The 15988-nt window shown below is 57.7% G+C and carries 15 protein-coding genes and 1 other RNA gene; 4 read left to right on the top strand and 12 right to left on the bottom strand.

Annotated elements, in window-relative coordinates:
• Positions 1-4: 4 nt before the first annotated feature.
• The 3 genes from ACO6TI_RS01025 to ACO6TI_RS01015 form a co-directional block, all read right to left on the bottom strand.
• Positions 5-994, bottom strand: a complete 990-nt coding sequence (locus tag ACO6TI_RS01025) for a hypothetical protein (protein ID WP_055113870.1) — start codon at positions 992-994, stop codon at positions 5-7.
• A gap of 191 nt (positions 995-1185) precedes the next feature.
• The gene (locus tag ACO6TI_RS01020; RefSeq protein ID WP_422384173.1) at positions 1186-2940 is read right to left on the bottom strand and encodes an alpha/beta hydrolase; all 1755 of its coding nucleotides are present in this window, start codon (positions 2938-2940) and stop codon (positions 1186-1188) included.
• A 98-nt stretch (positions 2941-3038) separates the two neighbouring features.
• Positions 3039-3926, bottom strand: a complete 888-nt coding sequence (locus ACO6TI_RS01015) for a phytanoyl-CoA dioxygenase family protein (protein ID WP_422384172.1) — start codon at positions 3924-3926, stop codon at positions 3039-3041.
• A gap of 269 nt (positions 3927-4195) precedes the next feature.
• Here ACO6TI_RS01015 and ACO6TI_RS01010 point away from each other — a divergent pair, with 269 nt between their 5' ends.
• Positions 4196-4873 carry a hypothetical protein gene (locus ACO6TI_RS01010; protein ID WP_196896538.1) on the top strand — a complete coding sequence of 226 codons (678 nt, stop codon included), beginning with the start codon at positions 4196-4198 and terminating at the stop codon, positions 4871-4873.
• Positions 4874-4956: 83 nt separating this feature from the next.
• Here the strand turns inward: ACO6TI_RS01010 and ACO6TI_RS01005 are convergent, their stop codons facing one another.
• The 9 genes from ACO6TI_RS01005 to tkt all read right to left on the bottom strand — a co-directional run bounded on the left by ACO6TI_RS01005 (position 4957) and on the right by tkt (position 14598).
• On the bottom strand, positions 4957-5757 hold the full coding sequence (locus ACO6TI_RS01005) for an inositol monophosphatase family protein (protein WP_055113862.1): 801 nt from the start codon (positions 5755-5757) through the stop codon (positions 4957-4959).
• Positions 5758-5828: 71 nt separating this feature from the next.
• On the bottom strand, positions 5829-6392 hold the full coding sequence (gene efp, locus ACO6TI_RS01000; RefSeq protein ID WP_055113860.1) for an elongation factor P: 564 nt from the start codon (positions 6390-6392) through the stop codon (positions 5829-5831).
• Between the two features lie 160 nt (positions 6393-6552).
• Positions 6553-7659 carry a tetratricopeptide repeat protein gene (locus tag ACO6TI_RS00995; RefSeq protein WP_196901169.1) on the bottom strand — a complete coding sequence of 369 codons (1107 nt, stop codon included), beginning with the start codon at positions 7657-7659 and terminating at the stop codon, positions 6553-6555.
• Between the two features lie 38 nt (positions 7660-7697).
• Entirely contained in the window at positions 7698-8339 is a 642-nt protein-coding gene (locus ACO6TI_RS00990; RefSeq protein WP_196999999.1) for a thiamine phosphate synthase, read from the bottom strand.
• 120 nt (positions 8340-8459) lie between these two features.
• Positions 8460-9527, bottom strand: coding sequence for a class II fructose-bisphosphate aldolase (gene fba, locus ACO6TI_RS00985; protein ID WP_029064595.1), 1068 nt, complete (start codon positions 9525-9527; stop codon positions 8460-8462).
• A 234-nt stretch (positions 9528-9761) separates the two neighbouring features.
• Complete coding sequence (locus ACO6TI_RS00980; protein ID WP_196896540.1) at positions 9762-10130, bottom strand: VOC family protein; 369 nt, start codon at positions 10128-10130, stop codon at positions 9762-9764.
• Positions 10131-10155: 25 nt separating this feature from the next.
• Positions 10156-11349 carry a phosphoglycerate kinase gene (locus ACO6TI_RS00975; RefSeq protein ID WP_197000000.1) on the bottom strand — a complete coding sequence of 398 codons (1194 nt, stop codon included), beginning with the start codon at positions 11347-11349 and terminating at the stop codon, positions 10156-10158.
• Between the two features lie 107 nt (positions 11350-11456).
• Positions 11457-12467 carry a type I glyceraldehyde-3-phosphate dehydrogenase gene (gene gap / locus ACO6TI_RS00970; protein ID WP_055113850.1) on the bottom strand — a complete coding sequence of 337 codons (1011 nt, stop codon included), beginning with the start codon at positions 12465-12467 and terminating at the stop codon, positions 11457-11459.
• Between the two features lie 142 nt (positions 12468-12609).
• On the bottom strand, positions 12610-14598 hold the full coding sequence (gene tkt / locus ACO6TI_RS00965) for a transketolase (protein WP_104700888.1): 1989 nt from the start codon (positions 14596-14598) through the stop codon (positions 12610-12612).
• Between the two features lie 443 nt (positions 14599-15041).
• Between tkt and ACO6TI_RS00960 the strand changes: the two genes are divergently transcribed.
• From ACO6TI_RS00960 to ssrS, 3 genes are all read left to right on the top strand, one after another.
• Positions 15042-15320 (top strand): DUF4164 domain-containing protein, encoded by a 279-nt coding sequence (locus tag ACO6TI_RS00960; protein ID WP_055114310.1) that lies wholly within the window; start codon positions 15042-15044, stop codon positions 15318-15320.
• A 21-nt stretch (positions 15321-15341) separates the two neighbouring features.
• Positions 15342-15722, top strand: a complete 381-nt coding sequence (locus tag ACO6TI_RS00955) for a cell division protein ZapA (RefSeq protein WP_055113847.1) — start codon at positions 15342-15344, stop codon at positions 15720-15722.
• Positions 15723-15813: 91 nt separating this feature from the next.
• A non-coding RNA gene (gene ssrS, locus ACO6TI_RS00950) (6S RNA) lies at positions 15814-15968 on the top strand.
• Positions 15969-15988 lie beyond the last annotated feature (20 nt).

The following is a 15988-nucleotide window of genomic DNA, read 5'->3' as shown; positions in this document are numbered from 1 at the left end:
GTCGTTACTCCTTCGCGCGATCAAATGCGGCGGAAATGGAGGTCAGCAATCCCTCGATCCGTTTCTGCTGTTCCCCCTGGGCTTCTGCCCAGTCCCGCATCATCTGCTGTTCGGAGCGCACATGCTTGACCAGTCCCTGGATTCCTTCGGCAAGATTGGCCATGGCCTGGGCGGCGTTCTTGCTGCCGCCGTCCTCGATGCTTTTCTGCAGTGACTGGATCGAGGACTGGATCTGCTCGACACCCGGTGCGTCCGGTGCGTTGAAGACGCCGTCTTCCGGATCGATGTCAGTGACCGTGGAAAGCCAGTCTTCCAATTCGTTGTAAAACCGGTTCTGGGCCTGACCGGCCTGAAGATCCAGAAAGCCGAGAACAAGAGACCCGGTGAGGCCGAAGAGCGAGGACGAAAACGCCGTGCCCATTCCGGAGAGCGGTGCTTCCAGGCCGGCCTTCAGGTCCTCAAAGATGACATTGGCGTCACCGGAGCCGACGTCGAGCGACTGGATCGTCGCGCCGACCGAGCTCACGGTCTGGAGCAAGCCCCAGAAGGTGCCGAGAAGTCCTAGGAAAACAAGCAGGCCTGTCAGGTAGCGCGACATTTCGCGGGATTCCTCGAGGCGCATGCCGATGGAATCGAGGATCGACCTTGCCGTTGTCGGCGTCAGGGCCATGTCGCCAGCCTTGTTGCCAAGGAGTGCAGCCATCGGGGCCAGCAGAACGGGCGAGCGGGTATCCAGCGCAGGATCGCCCATCCGGAAACTGTTGACCCAGGAAATTTCCGGAAACAGCCGGATAACCCTGCCAAACAGGAGAAGGACGCCGAAAACGCCAACCAGAACGATCAGGCCATTGAGGCCGGGGTTGCTTACGAAGGCGGTTGAAATTTGCGGAAACAGGATGAATGCGATGAAGGCGACGATCACCAGAAAGATGATCATGAAGGTCAGATATGCCTTCGGGCTGGACAGACTATAGGGGTCAAATTCACGGGCCATATTTCGCAATCAATCACCTGTTGCAGAGGTAAGTAATTGATAGCGTGATTTTTAACACCTTGGAAACCTCTTATCGCGGTCAAGGGGTAATAATGTCTGGAAAGCCTGAAGTGCAGGGCGCTTGCAAGCACCGCCAGGGACGCGGGGTTGGCGCGGCAAAACCGTCTGAAGCGGGACCTTCGGTTCCAGCATCATCTCCCGTTGGAACATCCCTTCTGGAATCCCAGATCACAATGAGCCTTCAGTCGTTCGGTGTCCTCGGCGGTCCAGCCCTCCGGATCAGTCACCTGCACCCACGGGACGATGTAGTCCTGTGCATAATATGCATGGCCGTGGCCAGCCGGCGCGCCGAATGCCAGTGCCATGTCCAGGGCGAGTTGAAACTGGGTGACAATCGGGATGAAGGTCAGATGGTCTGATACATCTTCGGCTGGCGGGTCATTCATCCACGGAGGTGCGCGCCACAGCGACAACGGATCGTAAAATACAATGGGGTCACTTGAATATTGCAGGAACACAATGCGCATCCGGCCCCATCCGGCTTCGGCTTTAGACGCATCCGCATAGTGCGACGCGTACCGGACAAGGGATCCTTCGCCGATCGTCGGCAACATCCAGGGGCTGCCGGGTTGCCGCGCATTTTGCACGTAATGCCAAAGGTCGGACGGAAATGGCGGACCCGCCCAGAAGGCACCGTTTATCGGATCGTCAACGAGCCGGAACAGGTTGGTCGCATACATTGAAGACCATGCACCAAGGCTGAGGCCATGTGCATAGAGCCTGGGGCGGTCGTTCTCAGGCAGCGTTTTCCAGTACTTGTGCACGATTTTCAAAAGGGCGGTCGCCTGATCAAGTCCAGCGCGGGTTTCAAGGATCAAAGCAAGCGGTGACTGCAAATAGGAATACTGTGCGCTCACAGTCGCGATATCGCCACCATGCATGTATTCGAGAGGATCGTGTGATCCCGGATCCATCCAACCGGTTCCGGTCGGACTTGTGACGATCAATACCTCGCGCTCGAATGCGTTGAGCCGTTTGAGCTCTGCCAGCGCAAGTTCTGCGCGTTCGTTGGGCGTATCACCGTCTGCGCGGCCGACATAAACCCGGATCGGGTCGAGGGCCGGCTTACCGGTGAAAGCCGAAATTGCCTCGGCATCCGGTCCTGACGTCACAAAGTCCCTTCCGGGCTGTCCCATGGCTCGCCAGTCGATAAACGAAGCCGATGAGCCGGTCTGGTTCGGGTCTGCAGGTGGTGGTGGGGCGGAATCGAAAAGCTTTTGTGCTGCCTCGTAGCTCTCGTCGAGCCCGGTCACGACCTGATCCAGAATACCGTTGCGTGAGACGACGAACAGAAGCAGGACAACCGTTACCACGCCGAGGACATTTGCACGCCGGGCGGGCATGAAACGATAGAAGCGGGACCGGATCCATCGGAACAGGGTTGCGACCACCGCGCCGATTACATACGCAACCGCGAACGTCGCTGCGGCGCAAAGCAGGATGGTTGCCAGATGCTGGGCTTCCGCAGGTTCAAGCCCCATCTTGCTCCGCAGCTCGTTTTGCCATTTGAGACTGGATGTCGTCGTCCAAACCGCAAGGAAGATCACGGTGGCGGCCAGCAGGATATTGCCAACAAGAGCCGGTCTGCCGCGCGAACGCGGCAGATCCGCCGCCCGCCATATCAGGTCGATGATCTTGCCCAGCAAATAACCGATAGCGATGACTATTCCCCCGAGCACACCTTGTACAAATGGACCGCGAGGGATGAGTGAGGGGGTGAGTGAGGCAATGAAAAACAAAAGACCGAGCATGAGGCAGGGAATGGAAATCCCCGTAATCAGTGAGCGAACCCAATGCATTGCACTCACTTCCCTACGCTTGGTGTTGCAGTGGCAGGTGCTCGATTGCTTGATGCTTTCATCGCGGAAACCTCTTCTCGCGGTCATGATCACCTAGGTCAGGCTGTCGGTTCTTGGATCGTTCGTATTGATCTGGTGCCTGACGCGACAGCCTTTTCCTTTTGTCTCGTGGCCAATGCGGGTCATCACTTGCAGGTGTCGAACGCACGCTTTTTCAACCCTTTCTGGATTTCATAGATAGAGATCGGCACATCGGGCTGAGGCTGCGGGATGCGGATCGGGATGTCCTTGAGACGCGGCTGGAGCGTCGGTTCACCGCAAAGCATCCGTGTGTCGTAATCTTCAATCCCGTCCCATTTGGTCATTGAACCCACTATGGGAAATGCGTCAGCGGCCATCATTTCGTAGAACAGAATGCGCCGCGAGCGTTCGGATGTGTTCAATGCCGAACCGTGGATGATCCGCCCGTGATGAATTGAAATCGACCCCGCCGGTCCTTTCAATTCGACTGCATCGGACGGGTTCAACCCGACTTCCTCAGGGATGAACGCGCCGGCGAAAACACCGTTGACATGGTGGTCATGAACAGGTCCCCTGTGGCTTCCGGGATAGACTTTCAGCGGGCCGTTCTCGCTTTCCATATCGTCGATAATGACGCCGATGGCCAGGATGTCATCATTGGTGTGCGGATAGAAGGCATAGTCCTGATGCCATTCGACAGCAGCGCCGTAACCGGCCGACTTCATGTTGAGTTTTGTCGTATGCAGCCTGAGATCAGGCCCGATCAGGTCCCGGGCGGGGGCCAGAATTAGGTCCGAAAACATCAATTCACGCGCGACGTCGCTGATTTTGTGGGGCAACTTTATGCGTCTCAGGCGCGGCCGGTCCGGGGTGTGAGTGTCTTCAAGGTCCAGACGGTCATTGGAAGCGGTCATGCCGCGCGCTTCGGTCTCGAAACGGCTGATCTCGGCGCGAATTTCCGCCAAGACAGTCTCCGGGAGATGGCGTTCCAGAACCAGGTATCCTGTTTCACGATAAGACGCGATCTGGGCATCGGACAGAATTTCCGGCATGTGTCTTGCTCCTTTGCGACAGATTGGGGCGCGTGAATTCAGCTGTCAATTTCTAACGTCCAGCCACATGCTCCCGCTGTTTCAACGGCATTGCGCCTTGCCCGTACGAATTCTCCTGAGATTCGTATCAATCGACTATCGCCTAACCATACGCTGTCTTGAGTTGTAGCTTGAAGTTCTGCCCACACGAGTGGAAACTGTGGCTTTCACGCGAAACAGACAATCATTGCCGTCTGTACATATGTTCAAGTGTTTCAGGATTGATTGATATGCAGCGCAGAAAATTTCTTCTCGGAGTGCTGGCGCTTGGCGGTTGCCAGTCGGGCAATTTTCCCTTCAACACTACTTTGCGACCCGCACAGACCGACTATGACTTCGAAGGCTATGACGTCCTTCATGTGAAGGATGTGAGCCGCACGGACCTTGGCGGTACGGTGATCTATGACGAAGTCATCCCCTTCGATGCGGGAAGTCATACGCCGCCGAATGGTACCAACGGTCCGACCGGGTCAGGCGGCCGGATCACAGGTGCCGTTCAAAGTCGAGTGGTTCGATCCGACAATACCAAAACGCTGATTTTTGCGTACCGGTTCCGCGACATGACTTTTTTTCCCGGCACCGGGCCACAGAAAAAGGGCAGCCAGTTGGTCAATGTTGAAATCGTCAATATCAGCGGTTTTCCAAAGACAGCATTCCCGGTCGAAATGTATGCACTGGACAAGAGCCAAAGCCTTGGCGCCGAAACATTGAAAGGGTTTTATAGCGGAAGCGGAGGGTTCGAATTCAACACTTTCCTGACCGAACCCCAGGGCACAACCTTTTTCGAGGTGCTGACCAAGGCATCGAGGTACAGGACCGGCCAATATCTTTCACTGGAAGTCGATGCCCGCGGAAACGGCGGTGGTCAGCATGTCGTCAACCTGTCGCGGATCGCCGTTCCTGCCTGATACCAGGGAAAGTTTGTGGAGCCGCGGTCAACGGTTCATGACGGTGGAAGGCTGTTTCAAACCTGAATGAAACCTCGTTCAACCTAAGCTGCGTCTTCGGCCTGTTTCAGAAGGCGGAGCAGGTGCCTGTGGGCGTATTCGTTACCAACCAGTACGTCGCCTGATTCCAGCATCTTGTTCTTGCCTTGAAGGTCGCTGACAAAACCACCGGCTTCGCGCACCATCAGAATTCCGGCCGCGATGTCCCAGGAATTCAGATTATGTTCCCAGTAGGCGTCGAGCCGTCCGGAAGCGGTCCAGGCAAGATCGAGAGCGGCGGCACCGGCACGACGGACGCCGGAGACCTCAGGCATGACATAGCGCAGCTCACGGAGGGCGCGGCCGTGATCGCCATGTCCGATGAAAGGCATGCCGGTACCGATCAGCATTTCCGGCAGTTCCGTGCGACCTGCAACCCGAAGCCGGCGATCATTCAAATAGGCGCCCCGGCCTCGCTCTGCCGTGTAGAGTTCATCCATCACCGGATTGAAAATGACACCGGCGACGATCTCACCAGCTCGTTCAAGCGCAATAGACGTGGCGAAAATCGGAATGCCATGCAGGAAATTCGTAGTACCGTCGAGCGGGTCAATGTGCCAGCAATGCTGGCCGTCGGAGCCTTCGACAACACCGCTTTCTTCCATCACCAGCCCGAAGGTCGGGCGTGCCCTGGAGAGTTCGCCACGCAGGATATCCTCCGCACGGCGGTCGGCAGCCGATACGAAATCACCTGGTCCCTTGCGGGAGACCTGAAGATTTTCCACTTCACCGAAATCGCGGACCAGACTGCGTCCGGCCTTGATCGCGGCTTGAACCATCACGTTGAGGAGTGCTGTGCGGGCCATAGATTGTCACTTGTTGTTGGGCGCTGCCCGGGGTTCCGGGCGCACCAGGTCTTCTTGTTCAATGTCCGGCTCTATTCGGCGCGGCGAACATATTCCAGCGTGCCGGTATCGACGATGATCCGCTCACCGGCAGTAATGAAGGGGGGCACCATGACGCGGACACCGTTTTCCATCAGGGCCGGCTTGTAGGAAGACGATTGCGTCTGTCCCTTTACAACCGCATCCGCTTCGCTGATTTCAAGCGTGACATGCTGCGGCAACGTGATCCCGATCGGGCGTTCTTCATGCAGCTCCACTGTCACCATCATGCCATCCTGCAGGAAAGCGGCACGGTCGCCGACAAATTCCGATTGCAGTTCCAGCTGCTCGTAGGTTTCCGTGTCCATGAAAATCAGCATGTCGTCCTGAGTGTAAAGGTACTGAAAGTCCTTTTGCTCGAGGCGGACGCGCTCGACCTTGTCTTCAGAGCGGAACCGCTCGTTGAGTTTGCGGCCGTCGAGCAGGTTCTTCATCTCGACCTGTGCGAACGCACCGCCCTTGCCAGGCTTCACGTGCTGAACCTTGACGACAGCCCAGAGCGTGTCCTGATGCTGCAGCACGTTACCAGGCTTGATTTCGTTACCGTTGATTTTCATGGAACGACCGATTTTATCAATTGTTAGGATCTGGAGCAGAGCGGTCCCCGGCATTCAAACCGAGGCGCCAGAAATTGCTCGCGCCTGTCCACCACAAAAGCCGGGCTGTTTCAAGGAAAAAAGGCAAATTCTCCTCCGATTGACCGGCTCGGAGTGGATTTTATGGCGATTCAGCTGCTGGATCTTCCGTCGGTGCCATGAGTGTCGCTGCGTGCTGTTCCGCAAGTTTGCGGGCGTCTTCCATGGTCTTTTCGTCGAGTGTTTCGACGATCCTGTCGAGATTGTGGTCGGGAACACCGTTGGTGCGGGCAGCAAGATGCCAGCCTGCTGCTGCTGCAAAATCCTGCTCTCGTCCGCGGCCGTAGGCATAGATACGGGCCAGCCGGTTCATCGCGACCGGGTTGCCTGCCGTCGCGGCCCGCTCGAACCAGTCGGCTGCCTCGGCCTCGTCCGGATCCACACCTTTGCCCTGGTGCCGCAGAATGCCATAGTAGACCTGAGCAGACGTGTGTCCGCGCCGTGCGGCACGACCAAGCCAAAAGGCACCCTGGCCCGGATCGTTCAGACCGGTCTGCGATTCAATGAAGGACAGTCCGAGAGCATATTGTGCTTCGGGATCGTTCATGGCGGCTGCTTCTTCCAGAAGTTCGCGGGCCTTGGCTTCGTTGAAGGGGCGTCCCTCACCTTCCTGATAGAGGATCGCGAGGTTGTAGATCGCGGACGCGTTTCCTGCCCCGGCAGCCTGTTCGAAAAGATCGGCCGCCTTGGCCTTGTCAACGTCAACGCCTGTCCCGAGAAGGTAGAACTGTGCCAGTTGCATGGCGGACCCGCTGTCGCCCGCGTCGGCGGCCAGGGAATACCAGTCAGCTGCCTTGGATTTGTCCAGCCTGATGCCGAGACCTTTCTCGTGGAGGACACCAAGCAGGGCCTGAGCCGCCTTGTCGCCCTGTTCGGCAAGTGGCGTGGCCAATCCGAGTGCCGTCAGAAACCATCCGCGCTGGAAGGCCGAATAGGCTGTCTCGGCTGTGACGGTTTCGCTCTCGTCAAATTTCGGCGGCCCATCGTCCACGATGCTGAAGAGGGTCTTGTCCCGCGTGGTGACATCGATGAGTGCAGGCTCGGCGGCCGTATTTTCGTCGGCATTGACCGCGTCGAAATTTGCCTCCTGAGCGGATGCATTCAGGACTGTTTGCCCAAGCAGGAACGCACAGATTACCACGAACATGGTCCGCAATGTGTCGTGAGGACGGGCGCTTCTGGTCGGCATCGATCCTACTCCCTGCCTGGTTGGTGGCTCCCGGCAAATTACTCCATTTCCGGAAACGGATGGGCCTCAAGAATGCGATTGGCTTCGGCGACCACGGAGGAAACATCTGCATCTGATTGCCAGACGGCATCCTTCAGAGCAACAAAATCCGCGCCTGTCTTTGCCACTTCTGCAAGTGTCTCCATCGAGTTGCCCGCCATCGCGACGCAGGGCGTCTCGAAAAGTTCTGCCCACCATGAGGCGCCGGAGAGCGTCTTGTCGTGAGACTTTTCCTTTTCATCGAGGCTGAGCTTGCCGAAAAAAATGTAGTCAACGCCGGTTTCGGCCGCTTCCATCGTATCGTGTTTGAGCTTGGTTCCGCCTGTTCCGACGATCCGCTCCGGCTGGAAGCTTTCCACGGCGAGCTTGATGTCCTCCAGGGAAGTGTCGACATGCACCCCGTCCGCACCGCTGCGACCTGCCGCCTGGGTATCCCCGTAGACGAGAGCGGCTGCGCCCCCTTGCTGGATAACCGGAACCAGTATTTCAGCAGCTTCCTGAACAGCCTTTGTTCCGGCGCCTGGCAAATAGATCAGAACGCATGCAACATCACCTCCGGCAAATGCCTGTTCAAGCTTTGCCGCCATGTCAGAGATGTCGAATTCCGGAGGCGTTACAAGAAAGAGGCGCGGGCGATTCACGTTCGGGATCCTGACTGAAGGGATTGCTATTGGGTTTCTTGTCCCTAAAGACGGCGAAAGAGGGACGCAAGGCCCCTCTTTCAATAAAGTGAGTGAATCAATTGGGCAGAACGGCGCCTGTCAACCGATTTTCGGGTCAAGGCTGCCATCCTGATAGCGGCCGGCCATTTCGGCCAATGTGATGATTTTCGTGATCTTGGAAGCCTGACCTGCGGTGTTGAAAGCCTCCAGACGCTCAACGCACAGCTTCTGCATGGCTTCGCGGGCGGGCTTCAGATATTTGCGCGGGTCGAACTCGCCCGGGTTTTCACTGAGCACACGGCGGATCTGGCCGGTCATTGCCATCCGGTTGTCGGTGTCGATGTTGATCTTGCGCACGCCGTTCTTGATACCGCGCTGAATTTCCTCGACCGGCACGCCCCAGGTTTGGGGCATTTCACCGCCGAACTGGTTGATGATGTCCTGAAGGTCCTGAGGAACGGAAGAGGAGCCATGCATGACGAGGTGAGTTGCCGGCAGGCGGCGGTGAATTTCCTCGATCACGTGCATGGCCAGGATTTCGCCGTCTGGCTGACGGGTGAACTTGTATGCGCCGTGACTGGTTCCCATCGCGATTGCCAGTGCGTCGACCTTTGTTTCCTGCACGAACTTGACCGCTTCGGCGGGATCGGTCAGCAGCTGATCGTGGCTGAGTTTGCCTTCCGCGCCATGGCCGTCTTCCTTGTCGCCCATCCCGGTTTCAAGCGAGCCGAGAACACCCAGTTCTCCTTCCACGGAGATGCCGCCGAGATGAGCCATGTCGGTCACGGTTTTGGTCACGTCGACATTATAGTCCCAGTTGGCCGGGGTCTTGCCGTCCGCTTCCAGGGAACCGTCCATCATGACGGATGTGAACCCGGCCTGGATCGCGGTCATGCAGGTCTGCGGTGCATTGCCGTGGTCGAGGTGAACACAGACAGGGATATGAGGATAAATCTCGACGACAGCATCCATCATATGCTTGAGCATCACGTCGTGAGCGTAGGAGCGGGCGCCGCGGGATGCCTGGATGATGACAGGTGCATCGGTCTGATCGGCGGCAGCCATGATCGCAAGGGCCTGCTCCATGTTGTTGATGTTGAACGCCGGAACGCCGTAGTCGTTCTCTGCGGCGTGATCAAGCAACTGGCGAAGGGTAATACGTGCCATCAAGTGTCTCCCAAGGATCCGGTTCCGTGTTCCGCCCGCCAGCCGAATTGAATTGACTGGCCAGTTTGGCGGCGCGTAAATCTTCGGTCGTTCTAACAATATTTTCGGTTATGGAAAGAGCGGCGCGACCGCTTAAATCAATTTAAATACAAGGCACTGACGGAAATATTGCACACACAATTAATTCGGCCTTCAAATTAATCATGCGTGTGGCTGGAACAGGGCAAAAGCTTGTTACACCAGTGAGCTGATGTCAATGAAGGTTCCAGCCGGATCCCTGACAATCATCCGGCGTTGCCCGTATGGCATATCGGTCGGAGCTTCAACGATGTCGGCGTTGGAAGCGATCGCCCGCTGATGGATGGTGTCGCAGTCGTCCACGACAAAGGTGAGGATCACGCCGGCCGGCGCCTGTCGGGCACTGGCCGGAACGATTTCGTTTGTCCGCTGCAGAATCCCGAGTTCCAGGTCCGGATTGCCGGGATCTGCCAGATTGACGAACCAGTCGGAAGAGAACTTCGGCTTCAGGCCGAGCAACGTTTCGTAGAATGCCGCGGTTTGCGCCACGTCCACGGCGAGAATGTTTGTAAAACCGCGCTGCATATCTTTTCCCCTTCTTTGCGGATCTTCAGGTATCGAGCGCCTTGACGCCCGGAAGTTCCTTGCCTTCCAGCCATTCCAGGAAAGCGCCTCCCGCGGTGGAGACATAAGAGAAGCCTTCAGCAGCACCAGCGTGGTTCAGCGCCGCGACCGTGTCGCCGCCACCGGCAACGGAATTGAGCTTGCCGGCACGGGTGTTTTCAGCAGCATGTTTTGCGGCTGCGACCGTTGCCTTGTCGAACGGTTCGATTTCGAATGCTCCCAGAGGTCCGTTCCAGACCAGGGTTTTCGCCGAATCGATCTTGGATTTGACGGTCTCGATGGAGGCCGCGCCGACGTCGAGGATCATGCCATCGGAGGGTATGGCATCAAGCTCGACTGTCTCGTTGGCGGCTCCTGCCTTGAATTCCCGTGCAACCACAGCATCGTCGGGCAGTACGATGTCGCAGTTTGCCGCCTCGGCAGCCACCATGATTTTCCTGGCCGTATCGGCCAGATCATGCTCGCAAAGCGATTTGCCGACATCGGTGCCCTTTGCGGCCAGGAATGTATTGGCCATGCCACCACCAATCACCAGCATGTCGACCCTGGAGACCAGGTTTTCCAGAAGATCGATCTTCGAGGAAACCTTCGCACCGCCGACGACTGCAAGGACCGGGCGAACAGGGTCGCCGAGCGCAGATCCGAGCGCTTCCAGTTCGGCCTGCATGGTTCGGCCCGCGTAGGCCGGGAGAAGCCTGGCAATGCCTTCGGTCGAGCCGTGTGCCCGGTGCGCGGCGGAAAAGGCGTCGTTGACATAGATATCGCCGTTTGCAGCCAGGGCCCTGGCAAAGTCCGGATCGTTCTTCTCTTCGCCCCTGTGATAGCGGGTGTTTTCCAGCAGCAAAACACCGCCGTCCGACATGGCGTTCACCATTTCAGTTGCTACGCCGCCGACGCAATCGTCTGCAAATGCAACCGGTTTTCCAAGCAATTCGGCGACGGCGGGTGCCACCGGCGCAAGAGACATATCCGCAACGCGTTCGCCCTTCGGCCGGCCGAAATGGGCCAGCAGAATGACCTTTGCTCCTTTTTCGGAAAGCTCGCGAATGGTCGGCAGCACACGTTCGATCCGCGTCGTGTCGGTGATCCTGCCGCTATCCATCGGCACGTTCAGGTCGACACGGACCAGAACCCGTTTGCCGGAAATGTCGTTCAGGTCGTCGAGAGTTTTGAAAGCCATGGAACTTACCTGTCGTCGGAAACAGTTCAAACAATGAAAAGGCGGATGCAGAAGACCTGCAACCGCCCTTGGTACTATGACGGATGTCTTGGCATCCGATCCACTGCTCAGATCAGCTTCGACATCGCCACGGCGGTGTCCGCCATGCGGCAGGAGAAGCCCCATTCGTTGTCATACCAGGACAGGATACGAACGAAGGTGCCGTCCAGAACCTTGGTCTGATCCATGTGGAAGACCGAGGAATGGCTGTCATGGTTGAAGTCCATGGAAACCAGAGGCTCTTCCGTGTAGCCCAGGATGCCCTTCAGTTTGCCGTCCGCAGCCTGCTTGATCGCTGCATTGATTTCCTCGACGGTGGTTTCTCGCTTGGCGATGAAGTTGAGGTCAACGACGGAAACATTCGGTGTGGGAACGCGGATGGCAACGCCATCCAGTTTGCCATTGAGTTCCGGCAGAACCAGACCGACGGCCTTTGCCGCACCTGTGGAAGTCGGGATCATGGACATGGCTGCCGCGCGGGCGCGGTAAAGATCCTTGTGCATGGTGTCCAGCGTCGGCTGATCGCCGGTGTAGGAGTGGATCGTCGTCATGAAGCCCTTTTCGATGCCTATGGTCTCGTTGAGAACGTAGGCAACCGGCGAGAGGCAGTTGGTGGTGCAGGATGCGTTGGAGACAACGAGGTCGTCGGCGGTCAGCGCACTGTCGTTGACACCGAACACGATGGTCTTGTCCGCACCGGCAGCAGGCGCTGAAACCAGAACACGTTTCGCGCCTGCCTCCAGATGCATGGCTGCCTTTTCCTTGGCAGTGAAGATGCCGGTGCATTCCAGAGCGACTTCCACTCCGAGTTCGCCCCAGGGAAGTTCTTTCGGGTCGCGTATGGCCGTTACCTTGATCGGCTTGCCACCGCCAACGGAGATGGTATCGCCGTCGACACTTACCTGTGCCGGAAAACGGCCATGAACGGAATCATAGCGCAGCAGATGTGCGTTGGTTTCAACCGGACCGAGATCATTGATCGCCACGACTTCAATGTCCGTGCGGCCACTTTCCACGATGCCACGCAGGACATTCCGACCGATGCGACCGAAGCCGTTGATTGCTACCTTGGTTACCATTTTCCACTCCCGCAATCTCTAGCGCCTTTCAGGGTATGACGCTGATTGGTACGCCACCAGAGGTGGCTGCGTTTGAGAGCACATTCGTGCTCGGGGACCCGGCGGCTTCTGGAGGATCGCGAGCTGCCGGGATTAATCTTTATCAGGCGCCGAGCCGTTCCCTTGCGGCGGCGACAACGGCATCCTTGGTGATACCGAAATGCTCATAAAGAGCCTTGTAGGGCGCACTTGCACCGAAGCCGGACATGCCGACGAATACGCCATCATTTCCGATAAACCGGTCCCACCCCATGCGGATACCGGCCTCAACGGCGATCTTGACCCCGCCGGAGCCGATGACCGCAGCCTTGTAGTCTTCGGACTGTGCTTCGAACAGCTCGAAGGATGGGACGGAAACGACCCTCGCGGCAATACCGTCTTCGGTCAGTTCCTTGTGAGCATCGAGAGCGATTTCGATTTCGGAGCCCGATGCGAAAATCGTGACGGCTGCCTCGTCGTCACTGTCGGCGAGAACGTAAGCACCCTTGGCGCACAGGTTGCCTTCCTCGAAGGTCTTGCGAACCGAGGGAAGGTTCTGCCTGGTGAGTGCCAGAACCGAAGGTCCGTCCCGGCTTTCAAGCGACAGCTGCCAACATTCCAGTGTCTCGGTGATATCGGCCGGACGGAAGAATGTAAGGCCCGGAATTGCGCGAAGAGCCGCGAAATGCTCCACCGGCTGGTGGGTCGGGCCGTCTTCGCCAAGGCCGATGGAATCGTGCGTCATGACGTGAATGACGCGTTGCTTCATCAAGGCCGCAAGGCGAATTGAAGGACGACAATAGTCCGAGAAGATCAGGAACCCACCGGAATAGGGAATGATGCCACCGTGAAGCGCCATGCCGTTCATGGCGGCGGCCATGCCGTGTTCGCGGATCCCGTAGTGGATGTAGCGGCCCGAGAAATCGTCCGGTGTCACCGGCAGCGTCTGAGGTGTCTTGGTATTGTTGGAGCCCGTCAGGTCGGCAGAACCGCCGATCGTCTCCGGGACCACTTCATTGATGACACCGAGAACAGCTTCAGATGCCTTGCGGGTCGCCATGGTCGGCTGGTCCTCGGCAAGCTTCTTCTTGTAGTCAAGAACAGCCTGCGTGAATCCTGCGGGAAGGTCGCCACGATTGCGGCGCTCGAAATCTGCCCGCGTTTCCGTGTCGGCATCGGCAAATCGTTTCTGCCAGTCCTTGTGAGCATGAGCGGATCTGAGGCCGGCGATGCGCCAGGCGTCCAGGATGTCGCTTGGAACTTCGAATGCCTCATGGGGCCAGTTCAGGGCATCGCGGGTGCCGGCAATTTCGTCAGCACCGAGCGGCGCGCCGTGAACCTTCGCCGTACCGGCCTTGGTCGGGGCTCCGAAACCGATGGTCGTCTTCGCCGCGATCAGTGTCGGGCGATCGCTGGCCTGAGCCTGGCGGATCGCGTCGGCGATTGCTTCAGGGTCATGGCCGTCGATGTCGATCGTGTTCCAGCCTGAGGCGGCGAACCGTTCCTGCTGGTTAGTGCTGTCGGTGATCTCGACCCTGCCGTCGATGGAGATGCCGTTGTCGTCCCAGAAAACAATCAGCTTGTTGAGCTTGAGATGGCCTGCAAGCGTCAGAGCCTCCTGGCTGATGCCTTCCATCAGGCAGCCGTCGCCGGCAAGAACATAGGTATAATGGTCGACAAGCTCCTTGCCGAACCGATCCCTTTGCAGGCGTTCGGCGATCGCCATGCCGACAGCATTGCCGAAACCCTGGCCCAATGGGCCGGTCGTCGTTTCGATACCGGCGCCGTGGCCGTATTCCGGGTGACCTGCAGTGCGCGACCCCAGTTGACGGAAGTTTTTCAACTCGTCCAGCGAAAAGTCATCGCTTCCCAGCAGGTAAAGCAGGCTGTAAAGCAGCATGGAGCCATGTCCGGCGGACAGGACGAACCGGTCGCGGTCGGCCCAACTCGGAGCGGTCGGGTCGTATTTCAGGAATTGGGTAAACAGGACTGTTGCAATATCGGCTGCGCCCATGGGCAGTCCGGGGTGACCGGATTTCGCCTTTTCCACGGCATCAATGGCAAGAAAGCGGATCGCGTTTGCCATGCGCTGGTGTTTTTCAAGATCGGTCATTATCTTCCCGTTGCTTGCTTTGGAGCCTCTTTAACCAGAGCGGACCGTCCGGCAAGGCAAATTCGAGGTGTATCTCTCAGACACTGACTGTTGTCAGTTCCGTTCAGGCGCCAGACAAATATCAGGAACGCGCACCGAGTCAATAAAGCTGCCGAATCGGCATGCGGGAACAAAAAACCGCTTCCGCAGGTTATAGAGTTGAGGATTCTGCCAAGGGTGCCATTGACTGAGGGAAGATGCGTTGCCTAAGCTCCACGGTCTAGTATGGATTTGCTTTTTCGCAGCACCAAGCGTGCTTGGACGCGCCGGGCAGCGCCGGTTTCAGGCAATTTTGCCGCAAGGTGAGGCGAAAGCGCCAAATCTCCAATTACAGGGAATGGGAAGTTAGGGCGGGCCGCCGCAAAAGATCGGGACAATTTAATAAAATGGCGGAAATCGACTGCATGGAAAAAACCAGCATCACCGATGCGGTGAAACGGCTGGATGCGGCTGTCGGACATCTGGAAACAGCGGTTCAGCGACGCATGGACGCGGACAGGTCCTTGAATTCTCTTCAAGATGACCTGCAAAGGCTTGGTGAGGACCGGTCGCAGCTGGCAGCTTCGCTTGACGAGAGCGAAGCCCGCGCACTGCGGCTTGAAGAAGCCAACAAGGATGTCTCCAGACGGCTGGTATCGGCAATGGAGACCATCCGGAGTGTTCTGGACGCTCACGGGGGCTGATTCACGGGAGACCGACGACGGATGACGCAGATAACAGTCACGATTAACGGCAAATCGTTTCGCATGGCCTGCGACGACGGCGAGGAAGACCGTCTGATGGGGCTGGCAGACCGATTCGATGGCTGGATATCGGAGCTGAAGGGCTCGTTTGGAGAAATCGGTGACCAACGCCTGACGGTGATGGCCGGGATCATGGCGACTGACCAGTTGTCGGAACTTGAACGTAAAGTGAAGTCGCTTGAGCAGGATCTGGCGAACGCAAAGCAGCAACAGGTGGCTGCGCTGGACAACATGAGCCAGAACGAGGAAGAGCTATCCAGGGCTGTCAACACGGCGGCTGCGCGGATCGAAAGCCTTGCCGACGGTCTGACCAAGAGCCTGCGGTCCCAGGAACCGTCATAATCGTTCCCGGTTTTGATTTCAGAAATACTTCGTTTGTGACGAAATCGATGTCGCTCTGGTAATTGCCGGAGCGCGGGTCTATATGCGGTAGTTGCGGCTGCCCGATACGTCAGGAACATTATCCCCGGGGCCTTACGCATTCCTTCGGGAGCTGTCCCTGCTCTGGGCCGTGGTCCGTTGCATACGGCGCCCACCTACATTGTAGGTTTCCCGGGATTGCAATTCCAACGGTCGGACGGCTGCGCTTGCCTTTGTTGATGGGGCAA

Origin of the sequence: Roseibium album (genome assembly GCF_965233825.1) — a bacterium.
Lineage (GTDB): Bacteria > Pseudomonadota > Alphaproteobacteria > Rhizobiales > Stappiaceae > Roseibium > Roseibium album.
The sequence above is the reverse complement of the archived record's forward strand: the minus strand, read 5'-3'. Positions and strand labels throughout refer to the sequence as shown.

What these genes read in the sequence shown, in the direction of transcription:
- ACO6TI_RS01025 (WP_055113870.1), bottom strand. Translation starts at nt 994, where the DNA reads ATGGCCCGTGAATTTGACCCCTATAGTCTGTCCAGCCCGAAGGCATAT.
- ACO6TI_RS01020 (WP_422384173.1), bottom strand. Translation starts at nt 2,940, where the DNA reads ATGACCGCGAGAAGAGGTTTCCGCGATGAAAGCATCAAGCAATCGAGC.
- ACO6TI_RS01015 (WP_422384172.1), bottom strand. Translation starts at nt 3,926, where the DNA reads ATGCCGGAAATTCTGTCCGATGCCCAGATCGCGTCTTATCGTGAAACA.
- ACO6TI_RS01010 (WP_196896538.1), top strand. Translation starts at nt 4,196, where the DNA reads ATGCAGCGCAGAAAATTTCTTCTCGGAGTGCTGGCGCTTGGCGGTTGC.
- ACO6TI_RS01005 (WP_055113862.1), bottom strand. Translation starts at nt 5,757, where the DNA reads ATGGCCCGCACAGCACTCCTCAACGTGATGGTTCAAGCCGCGATCAAG.
- efp (WP_055113860.1), bottom strand. Translation starts at nt 6,392, where the DNA reads ATGAAAATCAACGGTAACGAAATCAAGCCTGGTAACGTGCTGCAGCAT.
- ACO6TI_RS00995 (WP_196901169.1), bottom strand. Translation starts at nt 7,659, where the DNA reads ATGCCGACCAGAAGCGCCCGTCCTCACGACACATTGCGGACCATGTTC.
- fba (WP_029064595.1), bottom strand. Translation starts at nt 9,527, where the DNA reads ATGGCACGTATTACCCTTCGCCAGTTGCTTGATCACGCCGCAGAGAAC.
- ACO6TI_RS00980 (WP_196896540.1), bottom strand. Translation starts at nt 10,130, where the DNA reads ATGCAGCGCGGTTTTACAAACATTCTCGCCGTGGACGTGGCGCAAACC.
- ACO6TI_RS00975 (WP_197000000.1), bottom strand. Translation starts at nt 11,349, where the DNA reads ATGGCTTTCAAAACTCTCGACGACCTGAACGACATTTCCGGCAAACGG.
- gap (WP_055113850.1), bottom strand. Translation starts at nt 12,467, where the DNA reads ATGGTAACCAAGGTAGCAATCAACGGCTTCGGTCGCATCGGTCGGAAT.
- tkt (WP_104700888.1), bottom strand. Translation starts at nt 14,598, where the DNA reads ATGACCGATCTTGAAAAACACCAGCGCATGGCAAACGCGATCCGCTTT.
- ACO6TI_RS00960 (WP_055114310.1), top strand. Translation starts at nt 15,042, where the DNA reads ATGGAAAAAACCAGCATCACCGATGCGGTGAAACGGCTGGATGCGGCT.
- ACO6TI_RS00955 (WP_055113847.1), top strand. Translation starts at nt 15,342, where the DNA reads ATGACGCAGATAACAGTCACGATTAACGGCAAATCGTTTCGCATGGCC.